The organism is Agrobacterium sp. T29 (assembly GCF_006970545.1).
In the GTDB taxonomy this organism is placed as follows: domain Bacteria; phylum Pseudomonadota; class Alphaproteobacteria; order Rhizobiales; family Rhizobiaceae; genus Agrobacterium; species Agrobacterium leguminum.
Map to the genome: position 1 here is coordinate 2,903,199 of NZ_CP040640.1, position 25,473 is coordinate 2,928,671.

27 protein-coding genes and 1 tRNA gene are annotated in these 25,473 nt (G+C 58.1%); 12 read left to right on the top strand and 16 right to left on the bottom strand.

Annotation, left to right across the window (positions count from 1 at the left end):
- The first annotated feature begins 81 nt into the window (after positions 1-81).
- Both FGF54_RS14430 and pncB read left to right on the top strand, forming a co-directional pair.
- The gene (locus tag FGF54_RS14430; protein ID WP_031233696.1) at positions 82-441 is read left to right on the top strand and encodes a hypothetical protein; all 360 of its coding nucleotides are present in this window, start codon (positions 82-84) and stop codon (positions 439-441) included.
- 210 nt (positions 442-651) lie between these two features.
- Positions 652-1,956: a nicotinate phosphoribosyltransferase gene (gene pncB / locus FGF54_RS14435; protein ID WP_065654709.1), complete on the top strand. Its 1,305-nt coding sequence runs from the start codon at positions 652-654 to the stop codon at positions 1,954-1,956.
- Positions 1,957-2,065: 109 nt separating this feature from the next.
- Here the strand turns inward: pncB and FGF54_RS14440 are convergent, their stop codons facing one another.
- Positions 2,066-3,460 carry a M17 family metallopeptidase gene (locus FGF54_RS14440; RefSeq protein WP_035264577.1) on the bottom strand — a complete coding sequence of 465 codons (1,395 nt, stop codon included), beginning with the start codon at positions 3,458-3,460 and terminating at the stop codon, positions 2,066-2,068.
- A gap of 142 nt (positions 3,461-3,602) precedes the next feature.
- On the opposite strand from FGF54_RS14440, the gene FGF54_RS14445 reads away from it, so the two are divergent.
- Complete coding sequence (locus FGF54_RS14445) at positions 3,603-4,427, top strand: tetratricopeptide repeat protein (protein WP_035240392.1); 825 nt, start codon at positions 3,603-3,605, stop codon at positions 4,425-4,427.
- 78 nt (positions 4,428-4,505) lie between these two features.
- Here the strand turns inward: FGF54_RS14445 and FGF54_RS14450 are convergent, their stop codons facing one another.
- From FGF54_RS14450 to FGF54_RS14490, 9 genes are all read right to left on the bottom strand, one after another.
- The gene (locus FGF54_RS14450; protein WP_080852824.1) at positions 4,506-5,492 is read right to left on the bottom strand and encodes a type II secretion system F family protein; all 987 of its coding nucleotides are present in this window, start codon (positions 5,490-5,492) and stop codon (positions 4,506-4,508) included.
- Positions 5,493-5,501: 9 nt separating this feature from the next.
- Positions 5,502-6,506: a type II secretion system F family protein gene (locus tag FGF54_RS14455; RefSeq protein ID WP_142780020.1), complete on the bottom strand. Its 1,005-nt coding sequence runs from the start codon at positions 6,504-6,506 to the stop codon at positions 5,502-5,504.
- A gap of 15 nt (positions 6,507-6,521) precedes the next feature.
- Positions 6,522-7,994, bottom strand: a complete 1,473-nt coding sequence (locus FGF54_RS14460) for a CpaF family protein (protein WP_080852822.1) — start codon at positions 7,992-7,994, stop codon at positions 6,522-6,524.
- Between the two features lie 33 nt (positions 7,995-8,027).
- On the bottom strand, positions 8,028-9,311 hold the full coding sequence (locus tag FGF54_RS14465; protein WP_142780021.1) for a CpaE family protein: 1,284 nt from the start codon (positions 9,309-9,311) through the stop codon (positions 8,028-8,030).
- A gap of 34 nt (positions 9,312-9,345) precedes the next feature.
- The gene (locus FGF54_RS14470) at positions 9,346-10,038 is read right to left on the bottom strand and encodes a CpaD family pilus assembly protein (protein ID WP_142780022.1); all 693 of its coding nucleotides are present in this window, start codon (positions 10,036-10,038) and stop codon (positions 9,346-9,348) included.
- Between the two features lie 56 nt (positions 10,039-10,094).
- Positions 10,095-11,663 (bottom strand): type II and III secretion system protein family protein, encoded by a 1,569-nt coding sequence (locus tag FGF54_RS14475; protein WP_371733898.1) that lies wholly within the window; start codon positions 11,661-11,663, stop codon positions 10,095-10,097.
- A gap of 11 nt (positions 11,664-11,674) precedes the next feature.
- The gene (cpaB, locus tag FGF54_RS14480) at positions 11,675-12,481 is read right to left on the bottom strand and encodes a Flp pilus assembly protein CpaB (RefSeq protein ID WP_127756704.1); all 807 of its coding nucleotides are present in this window, start codon (positions 12,479-12,481) and stop codon (positions 11,675-11,677) included.
- Positions 12,482-12,598: 117 nt separating this feature from the next.
- A complete protein-coding gene (locus FGF54_RS14485) occupies positions 12,599-13,111 on the bottom strand; it encodes a prepilin peptidase (RefSeq protein WP_142780024.1) in 513 nt (170 codons plus the stop codon).
- A gap of 74 nt (positions 13,112-13,185) precedes the next feature.
- The gene (locus FGF54_RS14490) at positions 13,186-13,368 is read right to left on the bottom strand and encodes a Flp family type IVb pilin (protein ID WP_142780025.1); all 183 of its coding nucleotides are present in this window, start codon (positions 13,366-13,368) and stop codon (positions 13,186-13,188) included.
- Between the two features lie 415 nt (positions 13,369-13,783).
- Between FGF54_RS14490 and FGF54_RS14500 the strand changes: the two genes are divergently transcribed.
- Entirely contained in the window at positions 13,784-14,194 is a 411-nt protein-coding gene (locus FGF54_RS14500; protein ID WP_020812471.1) for a pilus assembly protein N-terminal domain-containing protein, read from the top strand.
- Positions 14,195-14,381: 187 nt separating this feature from the next.
- Here the strand turns inward: FGF54_RS14500 and FGF54_RS14505 are convergent.
- Together FGF54_RS14505 and FGF54_RS14510 are read right to left on the bottom strand one after the other, a co-directional pair.
- Positions 14,382-14,468: transfer RNA gene (locus FGF54_RS14505), tRNA-Leu, on the bottom strand.
- 119 nt (positions 14,469-14,587) lie between these two features.
- Positions 14,588-14,893, bottom strand: coding sequence for a SelT/SelW/SelH family protein (locus FGF54_RS14510; protein WP_003524477.1), 306 nt, complete (start codon positions 14,891-14,893; stop codon positions 14,588-14,590).
- A gap of 145 nt (positions 14,894-15,038) precedes the next feature.
- Between FGF54_RS14510 and FGF54_RS14515 the strand changes: the two genes are divergently transcribed.
- From FGF54_RS14515 to FGF54_RS14530, 4 genes are all read left to right on the top strand, one after another.
- Positions 15,039-15,488, top strand: coding sequence for a DoxX family protein (locus tag FGF54_RS14515; protein WP_142780026.1), 450 nt, complete (start codon positions 15,039-15,041; stop codon positions 15,486-15,488).
- Between the two features lie 138 nt (positions 15,489-15,626).
- Positions 15,627-16,352 carry a type 1 glutamine amidotransferase gene (locus FGF54_RS14520; protein ID WP_168208109.1) on the top strand — a complete coding sequence of 242 codons (726 nt, stop codon included), beginning with the start codon at positions 15,627-15,629 and terminating at the stop codon, positions 16,350-16,352.
- 58 nt (positions 16,353-16,410) lie between these two features.
- The gene (locus FGF54_RS14525; RefSeq protein WP_059759498.1) at positions 16,411-16,599 is read left to right on the top strand and encodes a YegP family protein; all 189 of its coding nucleotides are present in this window, start codon (positions 16,411-16,413) and stop codon (positions 16,597-16,599) included.
- Between the two features lie 178 nt (positions 16,600-16,777).
- Positions 16,778-17,890, top strand: coding sequence for a GH25 family lysozyme (locus tag FGF54_RS14530; RefSeq protein WP_142780027.1), 1,113 nt, complete (start codon positions 16,778-16,780; stop codon positions 17,888-17,890).
- Positions 17,891-17,902: 12 nt separating this feature from the next.
- On the opposite strand, the gene FGF54_RS14535 is transcribed toward FGF54_RS14530, so the two are convergent.
- On the bottom strand, positions 17,903-18,778 hold the full coding sequence (locus FGF54_RS14535) for a DMT family transporter (RefSeq protein ID WP_142780028.1): 876 nt from the start codon (positions 18,776-18,778) through the stop codon (positions 17,903-17,905).
- 116 nt (positions 18,779-18,894) lie between these two features.
- Between FGF54_RS14535 and FGF54_RS14540 the strand changes: the two genes are divergently transcribed.
- A complete protein-coding gene (locus FGF54_RS14540; RefSeq protein ID WP_210247422.1) occupies positions 18,895-20,307 on the top strand; it encodes a PLP-dependent aminotransferase family protein in 1,413 nt (470 codons plus the stop codon).
- 72 nt (positions 20,308-20,379) lie between these two features.
- Positions 20,380-20,697: a hypothetical protein gene (locus FGF54_RS14545; protein WP_003524488.1), complete on the top strand. Its 318-nt coding sequence runs from the start codon at positions 20,380-20,382 to the stop codon at positions 20,695-20,697.
- A 79-nt stretch (positions 20,698-20,776) separates the two neighbouring features.
- On the opposite strand, the gene FGF54_RS14550 is transcribed toward FGF54_RS14545, so the two are convergent.
- Positions 20,777-21,235, bottom strand: a complete 459-nt coding sequence (locus tag FGF54_RS14550; protein ID WP_020808452.1) for an Rrf2 family transcriptional regulator — start codon at positions 21,233-21,235, stop codon at positions 20,777-20,779.
- A gap of 154 nt (positions 21,236-21,389) precedes the next feature.
- Here FGF54_RS14550 and FGF54_RS14555 point away from each other — a divergent pair, with 154 nt between their 5' ends.
- The gene (locus FGF54_RS14555) at positions 21,390-22,277 is read left to right on the top strand and encodes an NAD(P)/FAD-dependent oxidoreductase (RefSeq protein WP_142780030.1); all 888 of its coding nucleotides are present in this window, start codon (positions 21,390-21,392) and stop codon (positions 22,275-22,277) included.
- Here FGF54_RS14555 and FGF54_RS14560 read toward each other — a convergent pair whose 3' ends face one another.
- Positions 22,278-23,054, bottom strand: a complete 777-nt coding sequence (locus FGF54_RS14560) for an AraC family transcriptional regulator (protein ID WP_059759147.1) — start codon at positions 23,052-23,054, stop codon at positions 22,278-22,280. It lies immediately after the preceding gene.
- A gap of 94 nt (positions 23,055-23,148) precedes the next feature.
- Between FGF54_RS14560 and FGF54_RS14565 the strand changes: the two genes are divergently transcribed.
- Complete coding sequence (locus tag FGF54_RS14565) at positions 23,149-23,556, top strand: DUF2000 family protein (RefSeq protein ID WP_142780032.1); 408 nt, start codon at positions 23,149-23,151, stop codon at positions 23,554-23,556.
- Positions 23,557-23,626: 70 nt separating this feature from the next.
- Here the strand turns inward: FGF54_RS14565 and lepA are convergent, their stop codons facing one another.
- Positions 23,627-25,465: a translation elongation factor 4 gene (lepA, locus tag FGF54_RS14570; RefSeq protein WP_035264582.1), complete on the bottom strand. Its 1,839-nt coding sequence runs from the start codon at positions 25,463-25,465 to the stop codon at positions 23,627-23,629.
- Positions 25,466-25,473: the final 8 nt, after the last annotated feature.

Below are 25,473 nucleotides of genomic sequence, written 5' to 3' on the forward strand. Positions count from 1 at the left end.
CGAAATTGTGCCTGTGCGGCCCTTTGTGCGAGAGCCGCCGACAGCCTACATCGGTTGGATGATGGTTCGGGACCGGCATCGATGAAGACAAGAACGGCGACACGATTGGCAGCGATCCTCACGGCGGTTTTGCTGAGCGCGTCAGCGCAGGCGCAGACTGTTTTCCAGAACGGTTTTGCCCCCGCGCCGGATGCCTATGCAAATCTGCCCGGCGTCAAGGATCCGCGCACGCTGCAGCCAAAGGTCCGTTACAATTGCCACAGCGCACTTGGCTCGACCGGATATTCGCGCGGCCCCTACCGGAATGTTTTCGGCAGCCGTGGACTTCCCGTTCAGGGTTACCGTTGCACCGATGAAAACGGAATTTCCAGCTTCGGCGGCAGAAATCCGGTTTCCAAGGACTGGTATCCCGGCATAAACCCTGTAGACCCGACCTTCTGAGGAGGCATCGCTCCAGCAGCGGACCGAAAACCCCATTGCGGTCTTCGGAAAATCGATGCGCGGGCGGTGGCGGCGGGCATTTGCCTGGCCGGTGCTCTGGACTTGTTGTCGCTTTTTCAGATAAATCTTCCGCATGACAGGTTGATACCTGCCGGGGTGCGGAGTGACATCGGCTATTCTGACCTTTGGCCGATATTGGGGAATGCGAGTATGACGAAGACCGATATAGCCACCCGTGTCCATAATCATACCTGGAAACTCGACCCTATCGTCCGCAGCCTGATCGATACGGATTTCTACAAGCTGTTGATGTTGCAGATGATCTGGAAACTCTATCCGGAAGTCGACGCGACGTTTTCGCTGATCAACCGCACGAAAACGGTGCGGCTGGCGGAAGAGATCGACGAGATGGAGCTGCGCGAACAGCTCGATCATGCACGCACCCTGCGTCTTTCCAAGAAGGAAAACATCTGGCTTGCGGGTAACACATTTTACGGCCGCTCGCAGATTTTCGAGCCGGAATTCCTCTCCTGGCTTTCAAGCTATCAATTGCCGGAATACGAGCTTTTCAAGCGCGACGGGCAGTATGAGCTGAATTTTCATGGCCGCTGGATGGATACGACGCTCTGGGAAATCCCGGCGCTCGCCATCATCAACGAGTTGCGCTCGCGCAGCGCCATGCGCTCGCTCGGTTATTTCACGCTCGATGTGCTTTATGCCCGCGCAAAGGCCAAGATGTGGGAGAAGGTCGAGCGGCTGCGGGAACTGCCGGGCCTGCGCATTTCCGATTTCGGCACCCGCCGCCGCCACAGCTTCCTTTGGCAACGCTGGTGCGTCGAAGCGCTGAAGGAAGGCATCGGGCCTGCCTTTACCGGTACGAGTAACGTCCTGCTCGCCATGGATTCCGATCTCGAAGCCGTGGGCACGAACGCGCATGAACTGCCGATGGTCGTCGCGGCGCTGGCGCAGACGGATGAGGAACTGGCTGCAGCACCCTATCAGGTTCTGAAGGACTGGAACCGGCTTTATGGCGGCAACCTGCTGATCGTGCTGCCGGATGCCTTCGGCACGGCGGCATTCCTGCGCAACGCGCCGGAATGGGTGGCAGACTGGACGGGTTTCCGTCCCGACAGCGCGCCGCCGATTGAAGGCGGCGAAAAGATCATCGAGTGGTGGCAGAAGATGGGCCGCGATCCGCGCAAGAAGATGTTGATCTTCTCTGACGGTCTCGATGTCGACGCCATCATCGATACCTACAGGCACTTCGAAGGCCGGGTTCGCATGAGCTTCGGCTGGGGCACCAACCTCACCAATGATTTTGCCGGTTGCGCGCCAAAAACCATCGCCAGCCTCAAGCCGATTTCCATCGTTTGCAAGGTGAGCGACGCCAATGGCCGGCCGGCGGTGAAGCTCTCGGACAATCCGCAAAAGGCCACCGGCGACCCGGCCGAAGTGGAGCGTTACCTGAAGTTCTTCGGCGAAGAAGACCACAAGGAACAGAAGGTTCTGGTTTAAGGCTTTTCCAGGAAAATTGGATCCCGGTTTTCCGTCCGGAAATGCTCTAAATTGAGAACGGGCGCTCCGGTTGAGGAAGCGCCCGTGGAAGCCTGAACTTATCAGCAGATTACTTCGCGAACTGGTGTGCGATGTAATGGAAGAGTGCGCGGATACCCTGCGCCTCCCCGCCGATCGATGAGTGATGCCTCTCGCTCAGAGACCAGCCGTAAATATCGAAATGCGCCCAGCGCCTGGTATTGGTGACGAAACGCTTCAGGAACAGGGCGGCGGTGATCGATCCGCCCATGCCGCCCGAAGGCGCGTTGGTGATATCGGCTGCGCGTGAGCGGATATCCTTGTCGTAGCCCATATAGAGCGGCATGCGCCACAGCGGATCGTCCGTGTCGATGCTGGCTTCCGCGATATCATGCGCCAGATCCTCGTCATCGGTGTAGAATGGCGGCAGATCCGGGCCGAGCGCGACGCGGGCAGCGCCAGTCAGCGTCGCCATGTCGATCATCAGGTCCGGCGCATCTTCGTCCGCATAGGCCAGCGCATCCGCCAGAACAAGACGGCCTTCAGCGTCGGTATTGTCGATCTGCACCGTCAGCCCCTTGCGGCTGCGGTAGATATCGCCGGGGCGGAAGGCATTGGAGGAGATGGAGTTTTCGACCGCGGGCACGAGAACGCGAAGATCGACCGGCAGCTTCGCATCCATGATCATCAGCGCAAGGCCGAGCACATTGGCCGCACCTCCCATATCCTTCTTCATCAGCGCCATGGAAGCGGCGGGTTTGATATCGAGGCCGCCTGTATCGAAGCAGACGCCCTTGCCGACGAGAGTGAGGCGCGGATTGCCCTTCTTGCCCCAGTTCATCTCCAGAAGCCGCGGCGCGCTTTCGCTGGCCCGGCCGACAGCATGGATCAGCGGTAAGTTTTCCTTGAGCAGATCATCACCGGTGGTGACCTTCACTTTCGCCTTGTAATGGGCGGCAAGCGCGCGGAAGGCAATCTCAAGCTCATCCGGTCCCATATCATTGGCCGGAACATTGATGAGGTCGCGCGCAAGGAAAACGCCGGCCAGAACGCGCTTGATCTCGCCGTCTTCCGCGTCCTGCGGAATAAGGAGCTTTGCCCCGTTCGTCTTGGTGGTCTTGTATTTGTCGAAGCGGTAGCTGCCGAGACCGAAACCGAGAGCGAGGCGATTGGCCGTCAGTGGTGCGGTCTCGATGTGCCACTCGCCTTCCGGCAGCTCACGGGCAAGTTTCCCGGTGATGAAGGGGATTTCCGAGGGATTGCCGCCAAGGCCGAGAAGCACGCCGCCCAGCGAACCATCGGCGGAAGGAACCAGGAGGATGGCGCCGGCCTCCGCCTTGAACCCCGCCTTCTTCGCCCAGTCCAGAGCGACAGGATCGATGGCGCCCTGTTCGATATGGGCCGGCGTGACGGCGAAAACCGGCAATGTGCTGCCGGCCTTGGAGCTGAAAGGGGTTGGGCGTTCGATGAACTGATAGGGCGCCATTGTATGCTTCCGTAAATGTCGAGAATCGGTGCGATTAACGCTCTGTTAGGGTTAACAGATTATTGCTTAAGCGAAAGTTGCGTCATGTGAGTCTGTCGTGTGTCGGGCGCAAGATTGATCATTCTTGGGCGGGGGCGCTGCCATGACTGCATTTTCTTTGGGCGAGACAGGCCGGACAGGGTTGCTGCGGGGAGCGTGTCTTGCCGCATTGGTTCTTGCGGTTTCAGGATGCGCTAGCACCAACAAGCCCGATCGCATGTCCACCGGCTCCATTCCCGCCGCCACACGCTCCTATGATCACATGAACATGGAGCAGCTTCGGCAGGCGGAGGAGAGCGCGGGCAAAGCCTATGAGCGCAGCCCCAAGGACAAATCGGTCGGCATGAATTATGCCAGCGTGCTGATGATGACCGGCAAGAACACACAGGCTCTCGCCGTCATGCAGCAGATCGCCATCGCCAATCCAGCCGACCGCGATGTCCTTGCCGCTTATGGCAAATCGCAGGCCGCCGCCGGCCAGCTGGAGCAGGCGCTTTCGACCATCCAGCGGGCACAGACGCCGGACCGGCCCGACTGGCGGCTTTATTCCGCCGAGGGCGCCGTGCTCGATCAGCTGGGACGCTCGAACGAGGCACGTTCCCGCTACAGGCAGGCGCTTGACCTGAAGCCGAACGACCCGAGCGTATTGTCCAACCTCGGCATGTCCTATGTCCTGTCGAGCGATCCGCGCACTGCCGAAACATATCTGCAATCCGCCATCGCCCAGCCGGGCGCCGATAGCCGCGTTCGCCAGAACCTTGCGCTCGTGGTCGGTCTACAGGGCCGCTTTGCCGAAGCCGAGCGCATCGCGGTTCAGGAACTCTCGCCACAGCAGGCGCAGGCAAACCTCACCTATCTGCGTGCCATGCTTTCGCAGCAGAACTCCTGGCAGCAACTGGCGAAGAAGGACGGCAAGCCGGCTGGTTGATACCGCTTTCGGTTGTACCGGTGCGATCCTGCAACATTATGGCTTCTGTTCCGCTCGACCTGCCGGCGCGTGTCTTCGTCAGAACGTATCCATGACTCGAAGGCCGGCCGGCCCAAGAATGACGGCGATGAGTACCGGCAGAAAAAACAGGATCATCGGCACGGTCAGTTTCGGCGGCAAAGCAGCCGCCTTTTTCTCGGCTTCATTCATTCGCTCGTCCCGGCCTTCCTGCGCGAGAACACGCAGGGCCTGGGCAAGCGGAGTGCCGTACCGCTCCGCCTGGATAAGGGCCTGCACCACGCTTTTAACGCCTTCCAGCTGGGTGCGCATACCGAAATTCTCAAGGGCCATGCGCCTGTCCTGCAGGAAGGATAGTTCCGCTGTCGTTAGGATCATTTCTTCCGCCAGTTCAGGCGACTGTTCACCCATCTCTTCCGCCACGCGGCGCATGGCTGCTTCCATCGATACGCCGGATTCGATGCAGATCAGCATCAGGTCAAGTGCATCCGGCCATGCCCGCTTGATCGAGGCCTGTCGCTTGGTCATGCGGTTCGAAACATAGATATTGGGGGCGTAAAAGCCGACATAGCCGAAGAGAAGCACCGCCATCAGCCGAACGACAAAAGCCTGATCAGCCAGGTTTCCGAGAATGAAAACCCAGGTGAATGCCACGGCCAGGAAAATGAACGGCAAGACGAACCGGGCAGCAAGAAATGTATTGAGCGCATTCTGTGAACGGAAACCGGCGGCGCGCAGCTTGTTCATCGTGTTCTTGTCGGCGAGCGCTTCGCGAAGATTGAATTTTTCAACGATGCGCCGTGCGGATTTGTTGTTATTGCTGCGAAGGGAGGTTTTACCCTCTCTGGTCGCGGTCGCCAGACGCTCGCGCTCGCGGCTGCGAATGAGTTCCCGCTCTGACGATACGGCTTTCATGCGCTTGGCGAAGTCTTTCCGTTCGAAAAAAGGCATGATCAGCGTATAGAGGGTCGCGAAAACCGCCAGTGTGACGAGGATGGCGATAATCGTCTGCGGGTCTGTCAGACGAGAAAGCAGATTTGCTGTCATAGTCGCCCCTCAGATATCGAAATTGATCATTTGGCGCATGATGAAAATCCCGATGAGCATCCATAGTCCGGATGCGCCCAGAATGATGTGGCCCCGCACATCGGTGAAAAGCACCGAGAGATAGTCCGGCGACGTGAAGTGCACCAGCACCATAACAATAAAAGGCAATGCGCCGATAATGACGGCAGATGCTTTCGCTTCCATGGACAGGGCATTCACTTTGGCGCGCATTTTTCTTCGGTCGCGTAATACCCTTGAAAGGTTGGACAATGCCTCCGAAAGATTACCACCTGCCTGTGCCTGGATATTGATGACGGTGCTGAAGAAGCTGACTTCGAAAAGCGGCATGGTCAGCATCATGCGCTCGATACCCTGTGGGATTCCGATACCCACCTGCTGCGCATCGACAACCCGCTGAAACTCCGTTTTCACCGGTTCCTGGCCGTCCGAGGCGATCAGGCGTACCGCGTCGTTCAGCGGCAAACCCGACTTGATCGAGCGGCACATGACATCAAGCGCATTGGGGAACTCCTCGAGGAATTTTTTTTGCCGGCGCTTGAGGAGAAATGCCAATACCCAGCGTGGCAATCCCAAGGCCGCAACGGCTGCTATGAGGAGAGCGGTCAATAACGACAGACCATAGATAAGTGCAATAAAAGCGGCGCAAGCCGCCGCGCCGACGCTTAGAAGGTGGAATTGCCGAACGGAAATTGCCAGCCCAGCCTGTACGAGTTTGTCGCGCAGGCTCACATTTTTTGCTTTTTTCGCCTTTTCATTTTGTTTTTTTTCCATATCCCGCAGGCTGTCCTGCATGGATTTGCGGCGCTTGCTGAGTTCCTGGACCCGATCGCGTGCAGCTTTGATATTTACGTGATCCGTCTCTGCGGCCTGCACCCGCTTGAAACGGCTTGTGGTCTTTTTCTCGACCTCTATCTGCTGGAAAAGAAAGACGTAGGCGAGTGCTCCTGCCGAGATGGCGACAAGTACGGCCAGTAACACTATTGTCGGGTCCATGGCAGTCGCTTTCCCTTAGGATGTCTTTTCCATTTCATCGAGCGCGGCCGCCAGACGTTTCTCTTCGCCGTAATAGCGTGCACGATCCCAGAAATTGGGCTTGCTGATGCCGGTCGATACGTGCCTGCCGATCAGCTTGCCATTCGCATCTTCGCCTTCGATTTCGTATCGCATCAGATCCTGGGTGACGATGACATCGCCTTCCATGCCGATCACTTCCGTAATCTGCGTTATCCGGCGCGAGCCGTCACGCAGACGCGCCGCCTGAATGACGACATCGATCGATCCCGAAATGATTTCACGCACGGTCTTGGCCGGCAGGGTGAAGCCGCCCATGGCGATCATCGATTCGATACGGCTGAGGCATTCGCGTGGCGTATTGGCGTGAAGTGTTCCCATCGAACCGTCGTGACCGGTGTTCATGGCCTGGAGAAGGTCGAAAACTTCCGGTCCGCGCACTTCGCCGACGATGATGCGTTCGGGCCGCATGCGAAGGCAGTTCTTGACCAGATCGCGCATGGTGATCTCGCCTTCCCCTTCGATATTGGGCGGACGTGTTTCGAGCCTCACCACATGCGGCTGCTGCAGCTGAAGTTCGGCGGTGTCTTCGCAGGTGATAACGCGTTCATCCCTGTCGATGAAGCTCGTCAGGCAGTTGAGAAGCGTCGTCTTACCCGAGCCGGTGCCGCCCGAGATGACGACATTGCAGCGGACGCGACCGATAATCTTGAGCAATGTTGCGCCTTCCGGCGTGATCGCTCCGAAACGTACGAGCTGGTCGAGTGTCAGCTTGTCCTTCTTGAATTTTCGGATCGTCAGCGCCGGGCCGTCGATGGCAAGCGGCGGAGCGATGACGTTGACGCGCGATCCGTCCGGCAGGCGCGCGTCGCATATCGGGCTCGACTCATCCACGCGTCGGCCGACCTGGCTGACGATGCGCTGGCAGATGGAAAGCAACTGCGCATTGTCACGAAAGCGGATATCGGATTCGATGGTTTTACCGCCGACTTCGATGAAGGTCTGGCCGGAACCGTTGACCATGATATCGGCAATGTCGTCGCGTGCGAGAAGCGGCTCCAGCGGCCCGTAACCAAGAACGTCGTTGCAGATATCTTCGAGCAGCTCTTCCTGCTCGGCAATCGACATGGCGAAGTTCTTGATCGTGATAATGTCGTTGACGATATCGCGAATTTCCTCGCGCGCGCTCTCCGCGTCGAGTTTGGCGAGCTGCGAAAGGTCGATCGTATCGATAAGCGCGGAAAATACCTGGCTCTTGGTATTGTAGTAATCTTCCGTGCGGGCGCGTTTTCTCTGCGCGGGCGGTGCGCTCGTTGCCGCCTGGCGCACCACTGGTGATTGGCCGGGTTCAAGAGTGTCAATTGCAGCAGAACGAGGCTCAGGCGCTGTCATCACCTGCGTGGACACAGGTGCAGCATGATCCGGCTTCGTGCTTCTGGCTGGGCCTTCAGGCCCGCGTTTTCCGAACATCGGCGTTTCCGTCTAAGGACGCAGGCAGAAGACCTACTTGCGCTTGAGAATATTCTTCAGTTTTTCCAGACCGCCACGCCTGCTTTTGCGCAGCACGGAGCGGCCTGTGATGGTATGGGCGATTTGCGAAAAGGTTTCCGCCGTCTGGGATTTTTCATCCATCTCGCTGATCATACGGCCGCTATTGGCGGCATTTCCGAACAATTGTGCGTCGAACGGAATGATCGCGATCGGCTCGATTTCCAGCGGCTCAAGGAAATCCGCCGGCGCGATTTCCGGACGCTTGGGCATGCCGACCTGATTGAGAACGAGATGCGGCAATTTATCGTTGGGTCTCAGCTTGATCAGTGCGTCGAAGAGGTTCTTCGTATTGCGCAGATTTGCCAGATCGGGAACGGCCGTTATGACCACCTCATCGGCTTCCGAAAGGACTGCCCGCGTCCAGTCGCACCATTGGTGGGGAAGATCGAGAACCGCAACCGGGGCACTGCGCTGCAAAACCTCGAGGATCGGCAGAAAGGCCTGACGATCGAGATCATAGGTTCTGTCGAGAAGAGACGGTGCCGCCAAAAGCGACAGATGATCGGAACATTTCGTCAAAAGACGGTCGAGAAATACCTCGTCCAGCCGCTCCGGCGAAAAGACCGCTTCAGCCATGCCTTGGGCAGGGTCCTGATCGAAATCGATATTCGCCGTTCCATAGGCAAGGTCCATATCCGCCAGAATGGTTTCCGTGGAGAAAAGACTTGAAATGCCGAAGGCGCAATTATGCGCGATGGTCGATGAACCTACGCCGCCCTTGGCGCCAATGAAGGCGATGTTGCGGCCCAGCGGCTCCGCTTCCGGATCGACGAAGATCGCGGCGATAGAGGCCAGGAGATCGGCCATATTGATCGGAGCGACGAGATATTCGGAAATGCCGTTGCGGATGAGATCGCGATAAAGCGTTATGTCGTTGTGTCGGCCGACGATGATGACACGCGTGGAGGGATCGCAAACTTCTGCCAGGGGCGCGAGATCGTCCAGCAGCGAGGCGGTTGAGCTTGCTGTCTCGAGAACGATGAGATTGGGCGTGGGCGACGTCGAAAACATCGTGGCTGCCGCATTGATATCACCCTTGGTCACCCGAAGGGTGACCTTGCTCATGCGCCGGTCGCTGGACAATGCGTCCATGACGCCTTGCATATTGTCGCTGACGCAGAAAGCGTGAACGGAAATACGGGGCAGGGGGCGCAGGCGATCCATATCCGAAGCGCGCACCGACGGTTCGGCTTCTGCGCCGTCGCTAGGCTTGATATCGTATTCTACAGCGCTCATCGTCTTTCCTGCCGTGACAAATGTTGGGTCTGCATCAATCTGTTGCCGCGGTCGAAGTCTTGCCGCGATAGGTGTCGATGACGACCGCTCGGCGCTCGGCATCGATCGGGCTCATACCGCGCGGGCCGACCAGATCCATGGGATTGGCAATCTGCGCCGCGAGATTGCTTTGGGAAGCGCACCCGAAATTGTACCAGTTCTTGTTGGCGAAGGTATTGTCCGAGAGATCCTCGGGCCATTGGCCGCACTGACCGGTCATGGCGGTAACGGCGACATAGCTCAGGCGGATGGGGGAGGTGTCGCCATTCGGGGAAGCGGCATAACGTGTCTCCATGATCTTGCCCGGCGCTACACCCGCGCCGGAAAGCGTCGAGCGGATCTGTTTTGCCATTCGCGATGCGGCCGCCGAATTGGCCGATCCCGACGGGGTCTGAATATTGATGATCCCGGTCGACATAGACGCATAATTCTGGGCAAAACCGCGGACATTATCCGCCATCGCTGTGGTCAGCCGGCTGTCGCTGGCCGAGACCGGAATATCCAGCGAATGCTCCGCTTCCGACAGGGTAATCGGGTGGCGTGTGCGATAATCGTCAGGAATGGCGTTGGTGGTCATCGGGTCGCGTGCGCAGCCCTGCAAAAGGCCAGCGGCAAGCGCGGCAACGACGACGAGGCCGGTCCGTCTTCCGGAAAGGTAGGGGGAAAAGGAGGAATAGGGTTCCTTCATGACGTTTCCTGCCCTGACCGGGCTTGCTGTGAAGAGGGGATTTTGTGTGCGTGTCGTCATTTGTAGATGAACCCCACTGACCCCTGATAGGGCGCCGCCTGAACCTGATCCTTGCGGCCATAGACCTTGTTGACGCGGTTCATGAAATACATGGCGGCGTCGTTTTCCGGATTGAAGTTATCGTCTGGCCGGGCGATCTGATTGCGGGCAACGGGCCGGACCAGATAGGGCGTTGCAATGATGACCAGTTCCGTTTCGTTGCGCAGGAAGTCCTTGCTGCGAAAAAGCGTGCCGAAAATCGGTATTTTCGACATGCCCGGAAGGCCGGACATTGCCTGGCGGATATTGTCCTGAACGAGACCTGCGATCACGATCGAACCGCCAGAGGGAAGCTCGACCGTTGTGGATGTTTCACGCTTGCGGACGGACATGTAGGTCGAACCTGGAATGCCTCGCCCGTAGTTTCCGGTGACGACATTACCTTCATAAGTCGGTTCGGACACGTTGGTCTCGATCTTGAGACTTATTCTTCCGGGTGAAAGGACTACAGGCTTGAAGTTCAGCGTAATGCCGTAGTCGACCGTTTCCACCTCACGTTTGACGACCGTGGTATTCGTATCCTTGTCGAGCGAAACGTCCTGTTCCGCGGCGATCCGGAAATCTCCCCCGACGTAAAATTTCGCCTGTTCGCCAGAAATTGCCGTCAGGCTCGGTTCTGCCAAAGTGCGCATAACACCTGCCTGCTCCATGGCATTGAGATAGGAGGCGAACCTGAGTGAGCCGGAGCCTATTGCACCGCTGGCGATCCTGGATGCAGTGTCGATTGTATTTCCGAGATTGGAAGGGTTTGCGAATTCGAAACCATTGTTGCTTGTCGAACTGCTGATGGAGCCATTGAAGCCAAGTTGCTTCAGAACCTGCCTGCTGACTTCGGCGACGGTGACCTTCAACGTCACCTGATCTTCACCTTCGATCGTCAGCATGTTGACGATTTGCGATACCTGCCGGCGCTCGGCAAAAATCGCCGCATCGCCGCCATTGTCGCCGCCCGTCAATGATATATTGCGGGTGGTGGCCTCGCCGCCTTTTAGAAAAGCGTCGGCAAGTTGAACGGCGCGGGCGGAGTCCTGCGGTGTGCGCACCGATCCCGTAAGAACGATGTTGTCCGAAACGATTTCTACCTTGATATCCGACTCCGGAATGAAACGGCGGATATTGGCCTCGAGCCCGGAGATGTCGCGCTCGACCTCCAGGTCGAGGCTGACGATTTCCCGGCCATTTTCACCAAAGATGAAGATGTTGGTCTGTCCCACCGTTTTACCGAAGAGATAGATGCGTCTTGATGTGCGGGTCACGGCATCGGCAAGACTTGGATCGGCAACAAGAATGTCGTGAGCATCCTCTGGCAGGTCGATAACCAGCGCCTTGTTCAAGCCTAGGTTCAGGCGCTTGCGAGTGCCAGCGCCGCTTTCGGTAATCCGCACGACGCTCGCGCTTTGCGCCTCTGCTTCGCTGACGCGCAGAAACCCGGGGGAATGCTGGCCGGGAACACCTGAAAAGGTCAGGCAGAATGCGAGCCCACCCGCCATCGATGAACGCAGGCGTTGTTTTAGACGGTTTGTCATGAGCTCCCCGGTCATTGTGATGCTCCTTGACCGCTTTTCACGATCGAGCCGGATTTGATCACCTGAATTTCCGGTTGTCCGGAACCTCCATTGAGAAGATAGCCGGCCGAAAGCGTGTCATTTTCCTGTGCATCGGCGACGGAGCGCAAGGCGAGTGTGAGACGATCCGCCATCTGTTGCGCCACCGTTATGATCTTTGCCTGCTCCGGGGTCAGTTCGAGTGTAGCGGTTGCGCCGACAACCGCTGACGTTCCATCCTCGCCTTCCTTGATCTGCTGATCGATCGCCAGGACACGAACATTGTTCAAAACATTTTCGGTCAGAAAGTTGTTGTTATCGCCCTTGCGGACCATGATCACATCGACCCGGTCGTTCGGCAGTACGAAACCGCCTGCGCCTGTCGAGACGGAAATCTCGGTGGCGACGGCGCGTTTTCCGGCCGGCAAAAGGGAGGACATGATGCGCGTGCTGGAATCGACCACTTTTTCCGGCCGGATAGGCTCACCTTCGAAGAGAGGTAGCCGCACGACCGCGCCGGTGAGTTCGGTGATGGCGTCGGGCCTTTTCGCTTCCGTTATGAAACTGTCGACCACATTGCCCTGCGGCCAGGGTGTCCAGCGCACGGAACTGTCGTTCAGGCGGCTGCCGACGGGCAGGTTGACCGACGAAACGAGAACGTTGACCGTCGGCTCCTTCTGGATGATCGTTTCTGCTTTTTCGATGACCTGCTTCGCGCCGGAAATTTGCATGGCGACAACACCGGCAAGACCGGCGGCCACCAGAGCAACGGACAGAATGACGATACGCGACGGTTTCATGCTCGATCCTTGAGGGAATCAGATTCTTCTCCCGTCAGGATGGCGTGCGATTGGTATAATTATGGTTAATATTATGCTTGGATTTGTAGTTAACCGATGCTTAACGCTCAAGGTTACTCAAGAAAGGCTCGCAATGGCTGCCTTGACAAGTGGTGTTTCCCCATAGGTTAGAAGACCAGCTATCGCTATGCCGATACCGTAAGGGATTTTTTTTGCCACAAGCAGGGAATCGGGTACCGGAATTCCGGCCGCCATAATTTCTCTTGAGCGTGTCCGCAAAAGAAGGATGCCGATCGTCAAAGCACCACCGATAAAGGTCACTGCGAGCAGGAATTCGATGACGGAGATGTTGAAGCCATACCAGATCGCCGCGGCGGTCAAGAGTTTCGCATCTCCCCCGCCCATGACATTGGCGGCAAAGAGCGCAAAACAGGCGGCAAAAACTGCGGTGCCAGCGGCAAAACTAAGGGCAAAAGTTTGCCAGTCCATGCCTGAAACTGGTGCAACGATTATAAAGGAAAATAACAGGATGAGCGGTATCCTGTTGGGAATCGTCATGGTGAAGAGGTCGTTCAGCGCGGCGAAGCTGAGGCATAATGGAAGTATAAGGAATATCGCCGCAACTGTCATGATTTTTAAATCTACCTATGGTTACGGATTGTGTTGCGCCGACGGCAGCCAGCGCAACACAATGAAATCCAGTTTCAACCTGGGTTTTTCGCAACGTTCATGTAGCTGCCCAGGTTCGTGAACTGGTCGCTGAGGCTCGTACCCAGGGTCTTGGCGCCGCCGATGATGGCGACAGAAATAAGGGCCGCAATCAGGCCGTATTCGATAGCGGTCGCACCGGATTCATCCTTGAGGAAACGAGCGAAAATCTTGGTCATAGGGTCTCTCCTAACTCTGTGTTGGTTCAGCACGCCGACAACTGTTCTCCGTTGTTCGGTTGGGTTCAAACTACAGCGGAGCGATTTCCAAGCGCTTAAAAAAAACGATTAACTCAAAGTAAATGGCAGGATGAGTTTCTCTTGGTAAATAAAAACGAAAAGTATTGTCTGCATTTTTATATTTGCTGATAAACAAATATATTCAGGCACTGACCATTTCTCTCATTCGGCAAAGTTTCCTTTGAAAGAGGCGCAGCTGTTCAGTTTTGACGCGGGGCGGAGAGGCGTGAAAATATCAATACATTACGAATGGTTACCATCCTCGTTGCGGATTTCCGCCATTTAACGCTTCATTCACTAAAACCGCGCATTCTGTGGAGCAATAAAGTGCGGGTAGTGAGCAAGGGCCAAACGCGTGTCATCCGGAAAACTGGCGAAAATTGTGGTCGGCTTGTCCGTCTTTCTATCGGGTTCGCTGCAGCCCGCTTTTGCTGAAGATGACATATTGCGCGTTTCGATGAATCACGCCCGTGTCCTTCGTCTCGACCGCGCCGTCAGCAAGGTTATCGTCGGCAACTCCAAAGTCGCCGATGCCACGGTTGCCGATGCCACCACGATTGTTTTGACGGGTCGCAGTTTCGGCACGACCAATCTCGTGCTTCTGGATGCCGATGGCAATCCAATCGTGGATGAACGCATTCTCGTCTCCATCGACGAGGGCAATACGGTGCGTGTTTTCCGGCAGACGGAGCGGACCGTTCTGTCCTGTACGCCGAATTGCGAACAGCATTCGCAAAATAGTGGCGATAAAGACGCTCAGCCATAACAGGCAAGGTCGATCATATTTTCAGACAGGACAACAGGCCTTCCGACAAAAACGGAAGCGGCCTGTTCGTAGCTTTTCTGTAAGTGGAAAAGGCGAAAAAGCAACACGCTTCCCGGCGTTTACCGGTCGGCTATATGTTGCTGTTTTTTCGGCTAAGTTCTTGATCTGGCTAAGATCAAAAATGGAATGGTGCCCAGAAGAGGACTCGAACCTCCACACCCTTGCGAGTACCAGCACCTGAAGCTGGCGCGTCTACCAATTCCGCCATCTGGGCGACGGAGAGCGATGTACGAGGGCAGCCGCCCGGTGTCAACAGGCTTTTTGAACTTTTATGACGATCATTGATTTTAAAGGGAAAAAACTTGGTTGGGGCTGTTGAAACATGTCGCCGGGTCAAGTGTCGAGCCCTTCATGCTTCGTTCTGTCCACATGACCGAGGTCGCGCTCCGGGTCGATGATGTCACGGATTCTCTGTTTGAGTTCTTTGGGGCCGGGAAAACCGCCATCGCGTTTGCGTTCCCATATGGTCGTGCCGTCCACGGTGATCTCGAACAGACCGCCGGTTGAGGGAACGAGGCTGACTTCGCCGACATCGGAAGCGAAGGTCTGCAGGATTTCCTGCGCCATCCAGCCTGCCCGAAGCAGCCAGTTGCATTGCGTGCAATAGCGGATGGTTATGCGGGGTTTGGTCTCGGTCATCCTCACGTCTCCTTCACCGCCCGGCGGCAATAATGTTCACGATAATGTCAACTATAATACTCATGTTTTTACCGGGCGTACGCTTGTTCTTATCATGCGGCTTTGCGAACAGAGAAGCTGTCGAAGGCTGAAACGTGGAGATCCTATGGCCCAGTTCGAGAATAATCGTCAGCGTCTTTTCGTTCCGGCGGTCGCACCGCTTTATAATGCGACACACGATCTGGTGGAGACGATCCTGCGCGTTACGGCCGGGCTTCTCCTCGTCACCCATGGGTTCGGCAAGATCCTCAATCCTTTCGGCGCGGTCGGCATGGTGGAGAGCCTCGGCTTTTATCCCGGCATTTTCTGGTCGCCGCTGCTTGCCGCCACGGAGTTTTTCGGCGGAATTCTGGTCGCCATCGGGCTGTTCACACGGCCGGCATCCTTCGCGGCCATGATCGTTCTTTTGGTAACCGTTTATTTTCACGGCATCGTAAAGGCGGAAGGTCTGGGCGGTGCGGAAAAATCGATTCTGTGGGCCGCGATTTTCCTGTTCTTCGCCGTTCGCGGCGGCAACCGGCATTCCGCAGACGCAAAGCTGGCGCGTGAATTCTAAGGCGCATCAGGTCAGGTCATCCGCCTGTTGTCGCACTGACGACGCCGGGGCTCTTGAAAATCGATTTTTCTCGTGGTGAAGCTGGATTCGATCGGCACTCTTGGCCGGTTGAATCCATCGTCGTCTCCACGAGGTTTTATGCGCGTTGCAATCATAGAAAACATGGCGGGTACGCCGCACGGGCAGCTCGGCGTAGCGCTGGAAGAAGCGGCGGCGGAAATCAATGTCATCCGCGCCTATGCGGGTGAGCCTCTCCCAAGGGATGCCGCCGACCATGATGCGCTCGTCGTTCTGGGCGGCGAACAGAACGCGCTTGACGATGCGCTTTATCCCTATCTTGCCGATCTCGCCCTTCTCATGAAAGCCTTTGGCGATGCTGGTAAAGCGGTCATGGGTGTGTGCCTCGGCAGCCAGTTGCTGGCGCGCGCCTATGGCGGAGAGAATATTCTCTCGGGGCCGCCGGAATTCGGCTGGCATGATATATCCCTGACGGAAGAGGGCGTGTCCGATCCGCTATTGGCCGGGCTGGAAAAGACCTTCCCGATTTTTCAGTGGCATTGCGATACATTTACGCTTCCGCCGGACGCCACGCGGCTTGCGACCAATGGCGCGACACGAAATCAGGCCTTTCGCATCGGTCGGGCAGTCTATGGCACGCAATTCCATTTCGAGGCCTCGACCGCCGTGGTTGACGGCTGGTGTCAGGCGTTTCCTGCTTCCGTCGAAAGAATGTCGCCGGGCTGGCTGGAGAATTATCGTGACCACCGTGGCTTACGCGCAGAAATGGCCGATGCAGCCGGGCTGGAGATCGCTCGAGCCTGGGTACGGCTCATTGAGATCGGCGATTTTCCGTTGCGAAAGTGATCGAGGCCGAACAGAGTTGCGGCTGATGGACTACTGCGCGAAAGGAGGCGCAAAGATCATGTACAAATTCGAAATCTATCAGGACAAGGCCGGCGAATATCGTTTCCGTTTCAAGGCATCCAACGGGGAAACAATGTTCTCGTCGGAAGGATACAAGGCGAAGGCTTCGGCCATCCATGCGATCGAATCGATCAAGAGAAATTCCCCCGGTGCCGACACTGTCGATCTGACCGCCATGACAGCCTGAGCCGCGCCGCTGCGCGAGAACTCGAACCGTTTCGCCTGCCAGAAATGACGGGCGCATCGGCGGGTGCCGACGTAAAGATAAGATTCAGTCTTTTTTGATAATCTTCCGTTAGCATTTGTATTTCGAGGTCTCCGGGCGGCATCAGAGTGCCCCCGATTTGTTTTGCGTACGGGTTCTCATGCGTTCATCGGCTGTGCCAGCACTTTTCTTCGGTTGCTTCCTGCTTGGAGGCTGCACGTCCAGTTCCGGGCCGGAAAGCCTGATGGCCGGCTTGCCCTCGAAGGAAACGACGAGTTCGGTCACGCCATCCGCACCGGTACCGCAGGCAGGCGTCGGTACCCAGGCCATCGCCGCCCAGCCGCGGCAGGAAGTTCTGGCATGGGGCGGGCCGGTGCCTGACGAACCCAAGGCCTTTTCCGCTGTCATCCCCAGGGCGTCGTTAACGCAGAATGCGCCTGAAATCCGGTTGCCGGTTCCGTCACAGGCGGCCGGAATGGTGCGGCCGGCGGAGCGGCCAACGATCAACCAGATGGAGCGTCCGGTACAGTTGGCCATGGCTGCGGCCCCGGCGGCGAGCGCCGGTGCACAGATACGCTCGCGTATTTTCCGCTCCAGCTTTAGCGATGCGAAGCCGATCAATTTCGGCAGGGTCCAGCCGCGTCATTTTCAGGTCCACGGGGTGGATGTATCCCGCTGGCAGGCCAATATAAACTGGCCGCAGCTGCGCACGCGCGGCGCCAATTTCGCCTTCATCAAGGCGACGGATGGCGGCGATCATCTCGATCCGATGTTCCGCACCAACTGGCAGCGCGCGAAGGAGGCGGGCATTCGCCGCGGCGCTTACCACTTCTTCTACTGGTGCCGCAACGCCAGCGAACAGGCGGACTGGTTCATTCGTAACGTACCGCGCGACCCGGACGCCCTGCCACCGGTTATCGACGTGGAATATAACGGCGAATCGAGCTGCAAGATGCGCCATTCCCGCGAACGCGTTCTGGAAAAGATGCGCGTCTTCATGGACAAGCTCGAGCGCCATTACGGCCAGCGGCCGATCATTTATACGGCGCCCGATTTTTACAAGGACAACCTCCAGGGCGAATTCCAGGATTACCCCTTCTGGCTGCGCGCCGTCGCCCAGCATCCGTCGGTGGTTTATCCCGGCCGCAAGTGGCTGTTCTGGCAATATTCCGGTTCTGGTCTGTCGCATGGCGTCGATGGCCGCATCGATCTCAATGTCTTCAACGGCAGTGAGGATGCATGGCATCGCTGGGTGGACCGCCGTTCGAGCTGACGATGGCAGCCGTCAGCGCGCGAATTTCCGCGCGCCTGCAACACAGAGCACCACCACAAGCGTAACGGCGATCATGGCCGGGCTCACCTCCTCATGCAGCAGGGTTGCGGCAAGTGCGAGCCCGAAGAAGGGCTGAAGCAATTGCAGCTGGCCGACGGCCGCGATGCCGCCAAGCGCCAGCCCGCGATACCAGAAGATGAAGCCGATCAGCATGCTGAACAGGGAAACATAGGCAAGGCCAGCCCAGGCCTGCGGGTCGATGCCGGCAAGCGTTTCCGGCCCGGTGAAGAAAGCAAGCGGTAGCATTACCGGCAGGGAAAGAACCAGTGCCCAGGAAATGACCTGCCAGCCGCCCAGCTTACGGGAAAGGGCAGCACCTTCCGCATAGCCGAGCCCGCAGACGATGATTGCGCCGAGCATCAGAAGATCGCCGGCAAGAGAGGCCTCGATCCCGGCGGCAAACGAATTCGACAGCGAAAACCCTGCAACAAGCGCGCTTCCAAGACAGGAAAAGAGCCAGAACACCGGGCGTGGGCGTTCTCCGCCGCGCAGCACGGCGAAGATTGCCGTTGCGAGCGGCAAGAGCCCCACGAAAACGATGGAATGCGCCGAGGTGACATGTCGCAGGGCGAGTGCGGTCAATAGCGGGAAGCCCACCACGACACCGAGCGAGACGATGAAAAGCGATGTCAGATCATCGCGCGCCGGGCGCCTTTGCCTGAACAGAAACAGCAGCGCCAACGCCAGCAGGCCGGCAATGCTGGCGCGGGCGACGGTCAGGAACACCGGATCGAAACCCGTTACCGCAATGCGTGTCGCGGGCAGCGAGCCGCTGAATATCACCACGCCTGTCAGGCCGCTCAGCCAGCCGCTCGTCGTCTTGTCCATTGTCAACTCCTGCGTTTTGCCTTTCTTGATCCCGAATGGCTGGCAGGAACAGCGACAATCATATACGATTTCAACAAACTGTTATGGTATCACAAGCGGTACAGTTGGAGGAAAATGTGGACGTACAGGTTGTCGTGGGCACGCGCATAGAAAAGGTGATGGCAAGTGTGCGGCAACGCATTGCATCGCGCAGCCTCGTGCCGGGCGCGCGCCTGCCGTCGGTCAGGGCGCTGGCGAAGACCATGCAGGTTTCCACCTCCACCGTTGTCGAGGCCTACGACCGGCTCGTGGCGGATGGTACGATAAGCTCGCGCCCCGGCTCCGGTTTTTTCGTTTCGGGCCCGCTTGCGCCCCTGTCGCTCGCCGATATCGAGCCGCAGCTCGACAGGGCCGTGGATCCCTTATGGGTCTCGCGGCAGGCGCTGGATGAAGGTTCCGTTCTCGCCAAACCCGGTTGCGGCTGGCTTCCCGCATCGTGGATGCCGCAGGAGGCGTTGAGGCGGGCGGTGCGCGGGCTTGCCCGCGCCGACGCCGCCCTGCTGACGGATTATGGCAACCCAATTGGGCTGCTGCCGCTCCGGCAGCTTCTGTCACGCCGGCTGGCCGAACACGGGGTGCAGGCGGGCGCCAGCCAGATCATGCTCACCGATTCCGGCACGCAGGCGATCGATCTTCTGTGCCGTTTCCTGCTGCAACCGGGGGATACGGTGATTGTCGACGACCCGTGTTACTTCAATTTCCACGCCCTCTTGCGGGCTCATCGGGTGAAGATCGTCGGTGTTCCCTATACGCCGACCGGACCGGATCTGGCACTCTTCGAGCAGGCGCTGAAAGACCATGAGCCCCGGCTCTATATCACCAATTCCGCAATTCATAATCCGACAGGTGCAAGGCTTTCCGCCGTTTCCGCGCATCGCCTGCTGATGCTCGCCGAGCAGGTGGGGCTGACCATCATCGAGGATGATATTTTTGCCGATTTCGAAACCCAGGCCGCGCCCCGGCTGGCGGCCTTCGATGGTCTGAACCGCGTCGTCCAGATAGGCAGCTTTTCAAAAACACTGTCGGCCTCCACGCGGTGCGGTTTCATTGCGGCACCCATGGCTTGGGTGGAGGCCCTGACCGATCTCAAGATCGCCACCACTTTTGGCGGAACGCATTTTTCGGCGGCGCTGATCCTCTCGCTTTTGACCGATGGCAGTTACCGCAAGCATGTCGAGGCGCTGAGGCAGCGTCTTGCGGCAACGATGCCGGAGGTGGCGGCGCGTCTGAGGTCGGTCGGATGTGTGCCGTGGATCGAACCGCAGGCGGGCATGTTTTTATGGTGCCGTCTGCCGGACGGGGTTGATGCCGCCGATGTGGCGCGCCGGGCGCTTTCGCGTCAGGTGGTGCTGGCCCCCGGCAATGTGTTCAGTTCCTCGCAGAACGCCTCCGGTTTCATGCGTTTCAATGTCTCGCAAATGGCAGGTCCGCAGGTCATGACGGTGCTGGCGGAGGCGCTTCAGCAAGCGCCCGAACCTTGTCGGTTGTAAGCGTTCTGGAAGGAATCGGAACAAAATCCCGTGAACGTCGTTTTCTCCGCAGAATGAAGAGGAGGAAACACCATGACATTCGATCCCAACAACCCGCGTCCGGACCGCGATCTTCGTCCGGAAGTCAATATCAGCAATGAACCGCGTGCCCGCACGTCGTCGTCCTGGGTGCCGTGGTTGGCGATCATCGTCGTCGTATTGGTGGGCGTTTTCGCCTGGTCGCAGATGAGCGGCCCCACCACCGATCCGGCCACGACATCCTCCACCACGCCGCCTGCGGCAACGGATCAGGCACCGGCGCCCATGGCTCCGACCGCTCCGGCAACACCGCCTGCGAACAACACCGCACCGGCAAGCCCGAATACGGGCGGCACGCAGACCCAGCCGTAACGGGCCTACTGATATGATAAAACCGCCTGCCTCCGGGCAGGCGGTTTTTCTTTGCGAGAGGAGGACGGCTGCCCGCCCCTTAAAGCTGCTCCATCGCGGAAGGGTGGTTGGAAACCCTGGACCAACGGCTGATGGATTCTTGTGCCAGCTGCGAAAGGGCAATGCTTCCGAAACGGGACAGCAGAATGTTCTCCGCCTCTTTCATGGCGTCGAAAAGTGCTGCATTGACGGCCTGTTCGATAACGCAGTTCGGGTTGTCGCCCGCCAGCCCGATTGAGAACAGTTCCGGCGCGCCAAGCGCCCGGTAAATATCGAGCAGCGTGATTTCGCTGAGCGGCCGCGCCAGCACCCACCCGCCGCCATGGCCTTTTTCCGACGAGACATAACCATGCTCGCGCAAGCCGGCCATCGTCCTGCGCACCACCACCGGGTTGGTCTGAAGCATCGCCGCGATGCTCTCGGATGTCGCCGCACCCTTATGATTTTCCATATGGATCAGAATATGCAGCACCCGTGAAAGCCGCGTGTCGTGTCTCATTGTCCAAACCCGTCTGTTTACACCGAAGCTATCACTTTCGATGTGACGTAACAATATAAGTTGCGTGACTATTGACTCCGAAAATCACGTAACAATATAAGTATCGTGAAATGAACGGGCACTTCCGCCTCTTTCCTGAACCGATGGGTGCATCATGAAATTCGACGTCATCATTATCGGCGGCAGCTATGCCGGCCTCTCGGCCGCCCTGCAGCTTGGACGCGCCAGAAAAAACATTCTGGTGGTGGATGCCGGTGAACGGAGAAACCGTTTCGCCAGCCATTCGCACGGTTTTCTCGGCCAGGATGGCAAGGCGCCGGGTGAGATTATCGCCGAGGCACGCCGCCAGATCGAACGTTATCCGACCATAGATTGGGCTGAGGGCAGGGCGACCGATGCCGAAGGCTCCTTCGGCGATTTTGTAGTCGAGATCGATGGCAGCCGCCGTGAGATAGCGGACCGGCTGATACTCGCCATGGGCGTCACCGATGAATTGCCTGCTATTGCCGGGCTGAAAGAGCGTTGGGGCTCTTCGGTCTTCCATTGCCCCTATTGCCATGGTTACGAGCTCAATCAGGAAAAGATCGGCGTCATCGCCGCTTCATCTTTGGCCATTCACCACGCATTGATGCTGCCCGACTGGGGCGAGACGACCTTTTTCACCAATGGCGTATTCGAGCCGGATGGGGATCAGCAGGCATTGTTGTCGGACCGGGGCGTGCGGGTGGAAACAACCCGCATCCGGGAAATTACGGGGCATGCGGATGTCGTTCTGGCGGATGGACGCAGCATCGCATTGGCTGGCCTTTTCACCCAGCCGAAATTGCGTATCTCCTCGAACTGGCTGGAAAAACTTGGCTGCGCCGTGGAGGAGGGGCCGATGGGATCGACCATCGTGACAGATCCCATGAAACAGACCACTGCTCGCGGCATCTTCGCCTGCGGCGATGTGGCAAGGCCTGCCGGCTCGGTCGCCCTTTCAGTGGGAGACGGCGCCATGGCGGGTGCTGCGGCTCACCGGTCGATCCTGTTTCCGGAATGATCAATGCGAAACAAGGTTGAGCCAGCGGCCAGGCGGCATGCCGAAGGCATTTTTGAAATGTCGGGTAAAATGCGCCTGATCCGCAAAACCGCAGGCAAATGCCGTTTCCGCAAGGCCCGCACCCGCACGCATCATGTCCTTGCATTTTTGCAGTCGGCGCATGATGAGATAACGGTGCGGGCTGGTGCCGAACAGGAAACGAAAGTGCCGAAAGAGCGTGAAGCGGTCGAGCCCGCTTATCCGTTCCAGCTCTTCAGAGCCGACGGTGTCGGCGCTATTCTCCAGCAGATAGTCCCGACACCGTAAAACGGCGATACGGTCGATCCGTTTGATTGTTCTGGCGCTTCCGTTTGAATGTTTCCAGAGCAAATCCGCCAGTCTCGACTGCCAGTCGGTGAGAAGCAGATTGTCCGGCTCGCCTTCCAGATTGCCAAGCGCCTCGATGAGGCATTGCCGGAATTCCTCATCCTCGATGACGGGATTTTGGGCGAAGGGCAGCGCATTATATCCCGCCTCAGTCGTTTTTTCGGGCGGAAGATAAAGCATACGGTAGCGCAGGCCTTCATCGGTACCTGCACCACCATCGTGAACTTCGTCCGGATGCAGCACGATTACCTTTCCGGGCGTGCTGAAATGCGATTTCCCCCGATAGGAAAAGGTCTGGACGCCGGAAAGCGTGACACCCAGCGCATAGGTATCATGACGGTGCGGCGCATAGGCGTTGCCATGAAAGCGCGCTTCGATGCGTTCTATGCCTTCGCTGGAGGGCGCCTGCACGATCCCTTCGAATTTGCACGAACGTTCAAGATCGCAGACACCCCGAGGCGCTAGGATCGCTTCTCTTTCGTAACCACAGCCAGATTGAGTTCGCATGTTTGATACCAAGATCGCTGTCATCCTTCGCGATGACCTTGCCGTGTGGCAAAAACTGAACGTTACCGCATTTCTCATGTCCGGGATCGTCGCCCAGACCAGGGAGATCATTGGAGAACCATACCGCGACGGGGCGGGCAACGTCTATAATCCCCTGTCCATCCAGCCGATTGTCGTCATGGCCACGGATCAGGAGGCGTTGCGCAAAATCCACCAGCGATCCCTCGAGCGCGACGTTACGACATCGCTTTATATCGAGGAAATGTTCGCCACCGGGCACGATGTCGCCAATCGCCAGGTATTTTCGGAGTTTTCTCCTGACAACGCCAAGGTGGTCGGCATGGCGCTGAGGGCCGACAGGAAGATCGTCGACAAGATCACCAAGGGCGCAAAGCTGCACGCGTGATAGAAGCCTAAACGCAAAAGGGAGGCTGTGTGCCTCCCTTCCATAGCGATGGCAAATATGATTTTGCCGCTTATTCGTCGTTCATCTTCAAAGCGGCGATGAAGGCTTCCTGCGGAATTTCCACCTTGCCGAACTGGCGCATGCGCTTCTTGCCTTCCTTCTGCTTGTCCAGAAGCTTGCGTTTGCGCGTCGCGTCGCCGCCGTAGCATTTCGCCGTCACGTCCTTGCGCAGCGCGCGCACGGTTTCACGGGCGATGACCTTGCCGCCGATGGCCGCCTGGATCGGGATCTGGAACATGTGCGGCGGAATGAGTTCCTTCAGCTTTTCGCACATGCCACGCCCGCGCCGGTCCGCCGCCGAGCGGTGAACCAGCATGGAGAGCGCATCCACCGGATCGCCATTGACGAGGATCGACATCTTGACGAGATCGCCTTCGCGATAGTCGATGATGTTGTAATCGAACGAGGCGTAACCCTTGGAGATGGATTTCAGGCGGTCGTAGAAATCGAACACCACTTCGTTGAGCGGCAGCTCATAGGTGATCATCGCACGGTTGCCGACATAGGTCAGCTCCGTCTGCAGGCCGCGCCGGTCCTGACAGAGTTTCAGGATGCCGCCGAGATATTCGTCCGGCGTCATGATCGTCGCCTTGATCCACGGCTCGCGGATTTCCTTGATCTTCACAACGTCGGGCATGTCGGCCGGGTTGTGAAGTTCCTTCTCCGTGCCATCCGTCAGCGTCATTTCATAAACAACGGAAGGCGCTGTCGCGACGAGATCGAGATTGAACTCGCGCTCGAGGCGCTCCTGAATGATTTCGAGATGCAGCAGGCCGAGGAAGCCGCAGCGGAAACCGAAACCGAGGGCGGCGGACGATTCCATTTCGAAGGAGAAGGAAGCATCGTTGAGGCGAAGCTTGCCCACCGCCGCGCGCAAATCTTCGAAGTCGGCCGCATCGACCGGGAAGAGGCCGCAGAACACCACGGGCTGCGCAGGCTTGAAGCCGGGCAGGGCTTGCGCCGTCGGGCGCTTGTCGTCGGTGATGGTATCGCCAACACGCGTATCGGCGACTTCCTTGATCGAGGCGGTGATGAAACCGATCTCGCCGGGGCCGAGGCTGTCGACATTGACCATCTTCGGAGTCAGCACGCCGACGCGCTCGATGCCGTATTTCGCGCCCGAACCCATCATGCGGATCTGCTGGCCCTTGCTCAGCACGCCATCGATGACGCGCACCAGAACCATAACGCCGAGATAGGTGTCGTACCAGCTATCGACCAGCAGCGCCTTCAGCGGTCCGTTTTCGCCGACTTCGCTCTTCGGTGGCGGCAGACGGTTGACGATGGCTTCCAGAACATCGGGAATACCAAGACCGGTCTTGGCGGAAATCATCACGGCGTCGGAGGCGTCGATGCCGATCACCTCTTCGATCTGCTCCTTGATGCGGTCGGGTTCGGCCGCCGGCAGGTCGATCTTGTTGAGCACCGTCACCAGCTCGTGATTGTTGTCGATGGCCTGATAGACGTTGGCGAGCGTCTGGGCTTCCACGCCCTGCGATGCGTCGACCACCAGCAGCGAACCTTCGCAGGCCGAAAGCGAGCGGGACACTTCGTAGGCGAAGTCGACGTGGCCGGGCGTGTCGATGAGGTTCAGCACATAGGTCTCGCCGTTATTCGCCTTGTAGTGCAGGCGCACGGTCTGGGCCTTGATGGTGATGCCGCGCTCGCGCTCGATATCCATCGAATCGAGAACCTGTTCCGACATGTCGCGCTCGGCAAGGCCGCCCGTCGACTGGATCAGCCGGTCGGCCAGCGTCGATTTGCCGTGATCGATGTGGGCAACGATCGAGAAGTTGCGGATATGGTCCAGGGGCGTGCGGGTCGAATTTGTGCTCATGTCCCGCGCTATAGCAGGGG

Bases quoted from the DNA above. Each gene is read 5' to 3' on its own strand.
- pncB (WP_065654709.1), top strand. From the start codon at position 652: ATGACGAAGACCGATATAGCCACCCGTGTCCATAATCATACCTGGAAA.
- FGF54_RS14530 (WP_142780027.1), top strand. From the start codon at position 16,778: ATGCGTTCATCGGCTGTGCCAGCACTTTTCTTCGGTTGCTTCCTGCTT.
- FGF54_RS14515 (WP_142780026.1), top strand. From the start codon at position 15,039: ATGGCCCAGTTCGAGAATAATCGTCAGCGTCTTTTCGTTCCGGCGGTC.
- FGF54_RS14485 (WP_142780024.1), bottom strand. From the start codon at position 13,111: ATGACAGTTGCGGCGATATTCCTTATACTTCCATTATGCCTCAGCTTC.
- FGF54_RS14430 (WP_031233696.1), top strand. From the start codon at position 82: ATGAAGACAAGAACGGCGACACGATTGGCAGCGATCCTCACGGCGGTT.
- cpaB (WP_127756704.1), bottom strand. From the start codon at position 12,481: ATGAAACCGTCGCGTATCGTCATTCTGTCCGTTGCTCTGGTGGCCGCC.
- FGF54_RS14455 (WP_142780020.1), bottom strand. From the start codon at position 6,506: ATGGACCCGACAATAGTGTTACTGGCCGTACTTGTCGCCATCTCGGCA.
- FGF54_RS14450 (WP_080852824.1), bottom strand. From the start codon at position 5,492: ATGACAGCAAATCTGCTTTCTCGTCTGACAGACCCGCAGACGATTATC.
- FGF54_RS14525 (WP_059759498.1), top strand. From the start codon at position 16,411: ATGTACAAATTCGAAATCTATCAGGACAAGGCCGGCGAATATCGTTTC.
- FGF54_RS14520 (WP_168208109.1), top strand. From the start codon at position 15,627: ATGCGCGTTGCAATCATAGAAAACATGGCGGGTACGCCGCACGGGCAG.
- FGF54_RS14440 (WP_035264577.1), bottom strand. From the start codon at position 3,460: ATGGCGCCCTATCAGTTCATCGAACGCCCAACCCCTTTCAGCTCCAAG.
- FGF54_RS14555 (WP_142780030.1), top strand. From the start codon at position 21,390: ATGAAATTCGACGTCATCATTATCGGCGGCAGCTATGCCGGCCTCTCG.
- FGF54_RS14510 (WP_003524477.1), bottom strand. From the start codon at position 14,893: ATGACCGAGACCAAACCCCGCATAACCATCCGCTATTGCACGCAATGC.
- FGF54_RS14565 (WP_142780032.1), top strand. From the start codon at position 23,149: ATGTTTGATACCAAGATCGCTGTCATCCTTCGCGATGACCTTGCCGTG.
- FGF54_RS14465 (WP_142780021.1), bottom strand. From the start codon at position 9,311: ATGAGCGCTGTAGAATACGATATCAAGCCTAGCGACGGCGCAGAAGCC.
- FGF54_RS14550 (WP_020808452.1), bottom strand. From the start codon at position 21,235: ATGAGACACGACACGCGGCTTTCACGGGTGCTGCATATTCTGATCCAT.
- FGF54_RS14545 (WP_003524488.1), top strand. From the start codon at position 20,380: ATGACATTCGATCCCAACAACCCGCGTCCGGACCGCGATCTTCGTCCG.
- FGF54_RS14475 (WP_371733898.1), bottom strand. From the start codon at position 11,663: ATGACAAACCGTCTAAAACAACGCCTGCGTTCATCGATGGCGGGTGGG.
- FGF54_RS14460 (WP_080852822.1), bottom strand. From the start codon at position 7,994: ATGTTCGGAAAACGCGGGCCTGAAGGCCCAGCCAGAAGCACGAAGCCG.
- FGF54_RS14535 (WP_142780028.1), bottom strand. From the start codon at position 18,778: ATGGACAAGACGACGAGCGGCTGGCTGAGCGGCCTGACAGGCGTGGTG.
- FGF54_RS14470 (WP_142780022.1), bottom strand. From the start codon at position 10,038: ATGAAGGAACCCTATTCCTCCTTTTCCCCCTACCTTTCCGGAAGACGG.
- FGF54_RS14490 (WP_142780025.1), bottom strand. From the start codon at position 13,368: ATGACCAAGATTTTCGCTCGTTTCCTCAAGGATGAATCCGGTGCGACC.
- FGF54_RS14445 (WP_035240392.1), top strand. From the start codon at position 3,603: ATGACTGCATTTTCTTTGGGCGAGACAGGCCGGACAGGGTTGCTGCGG.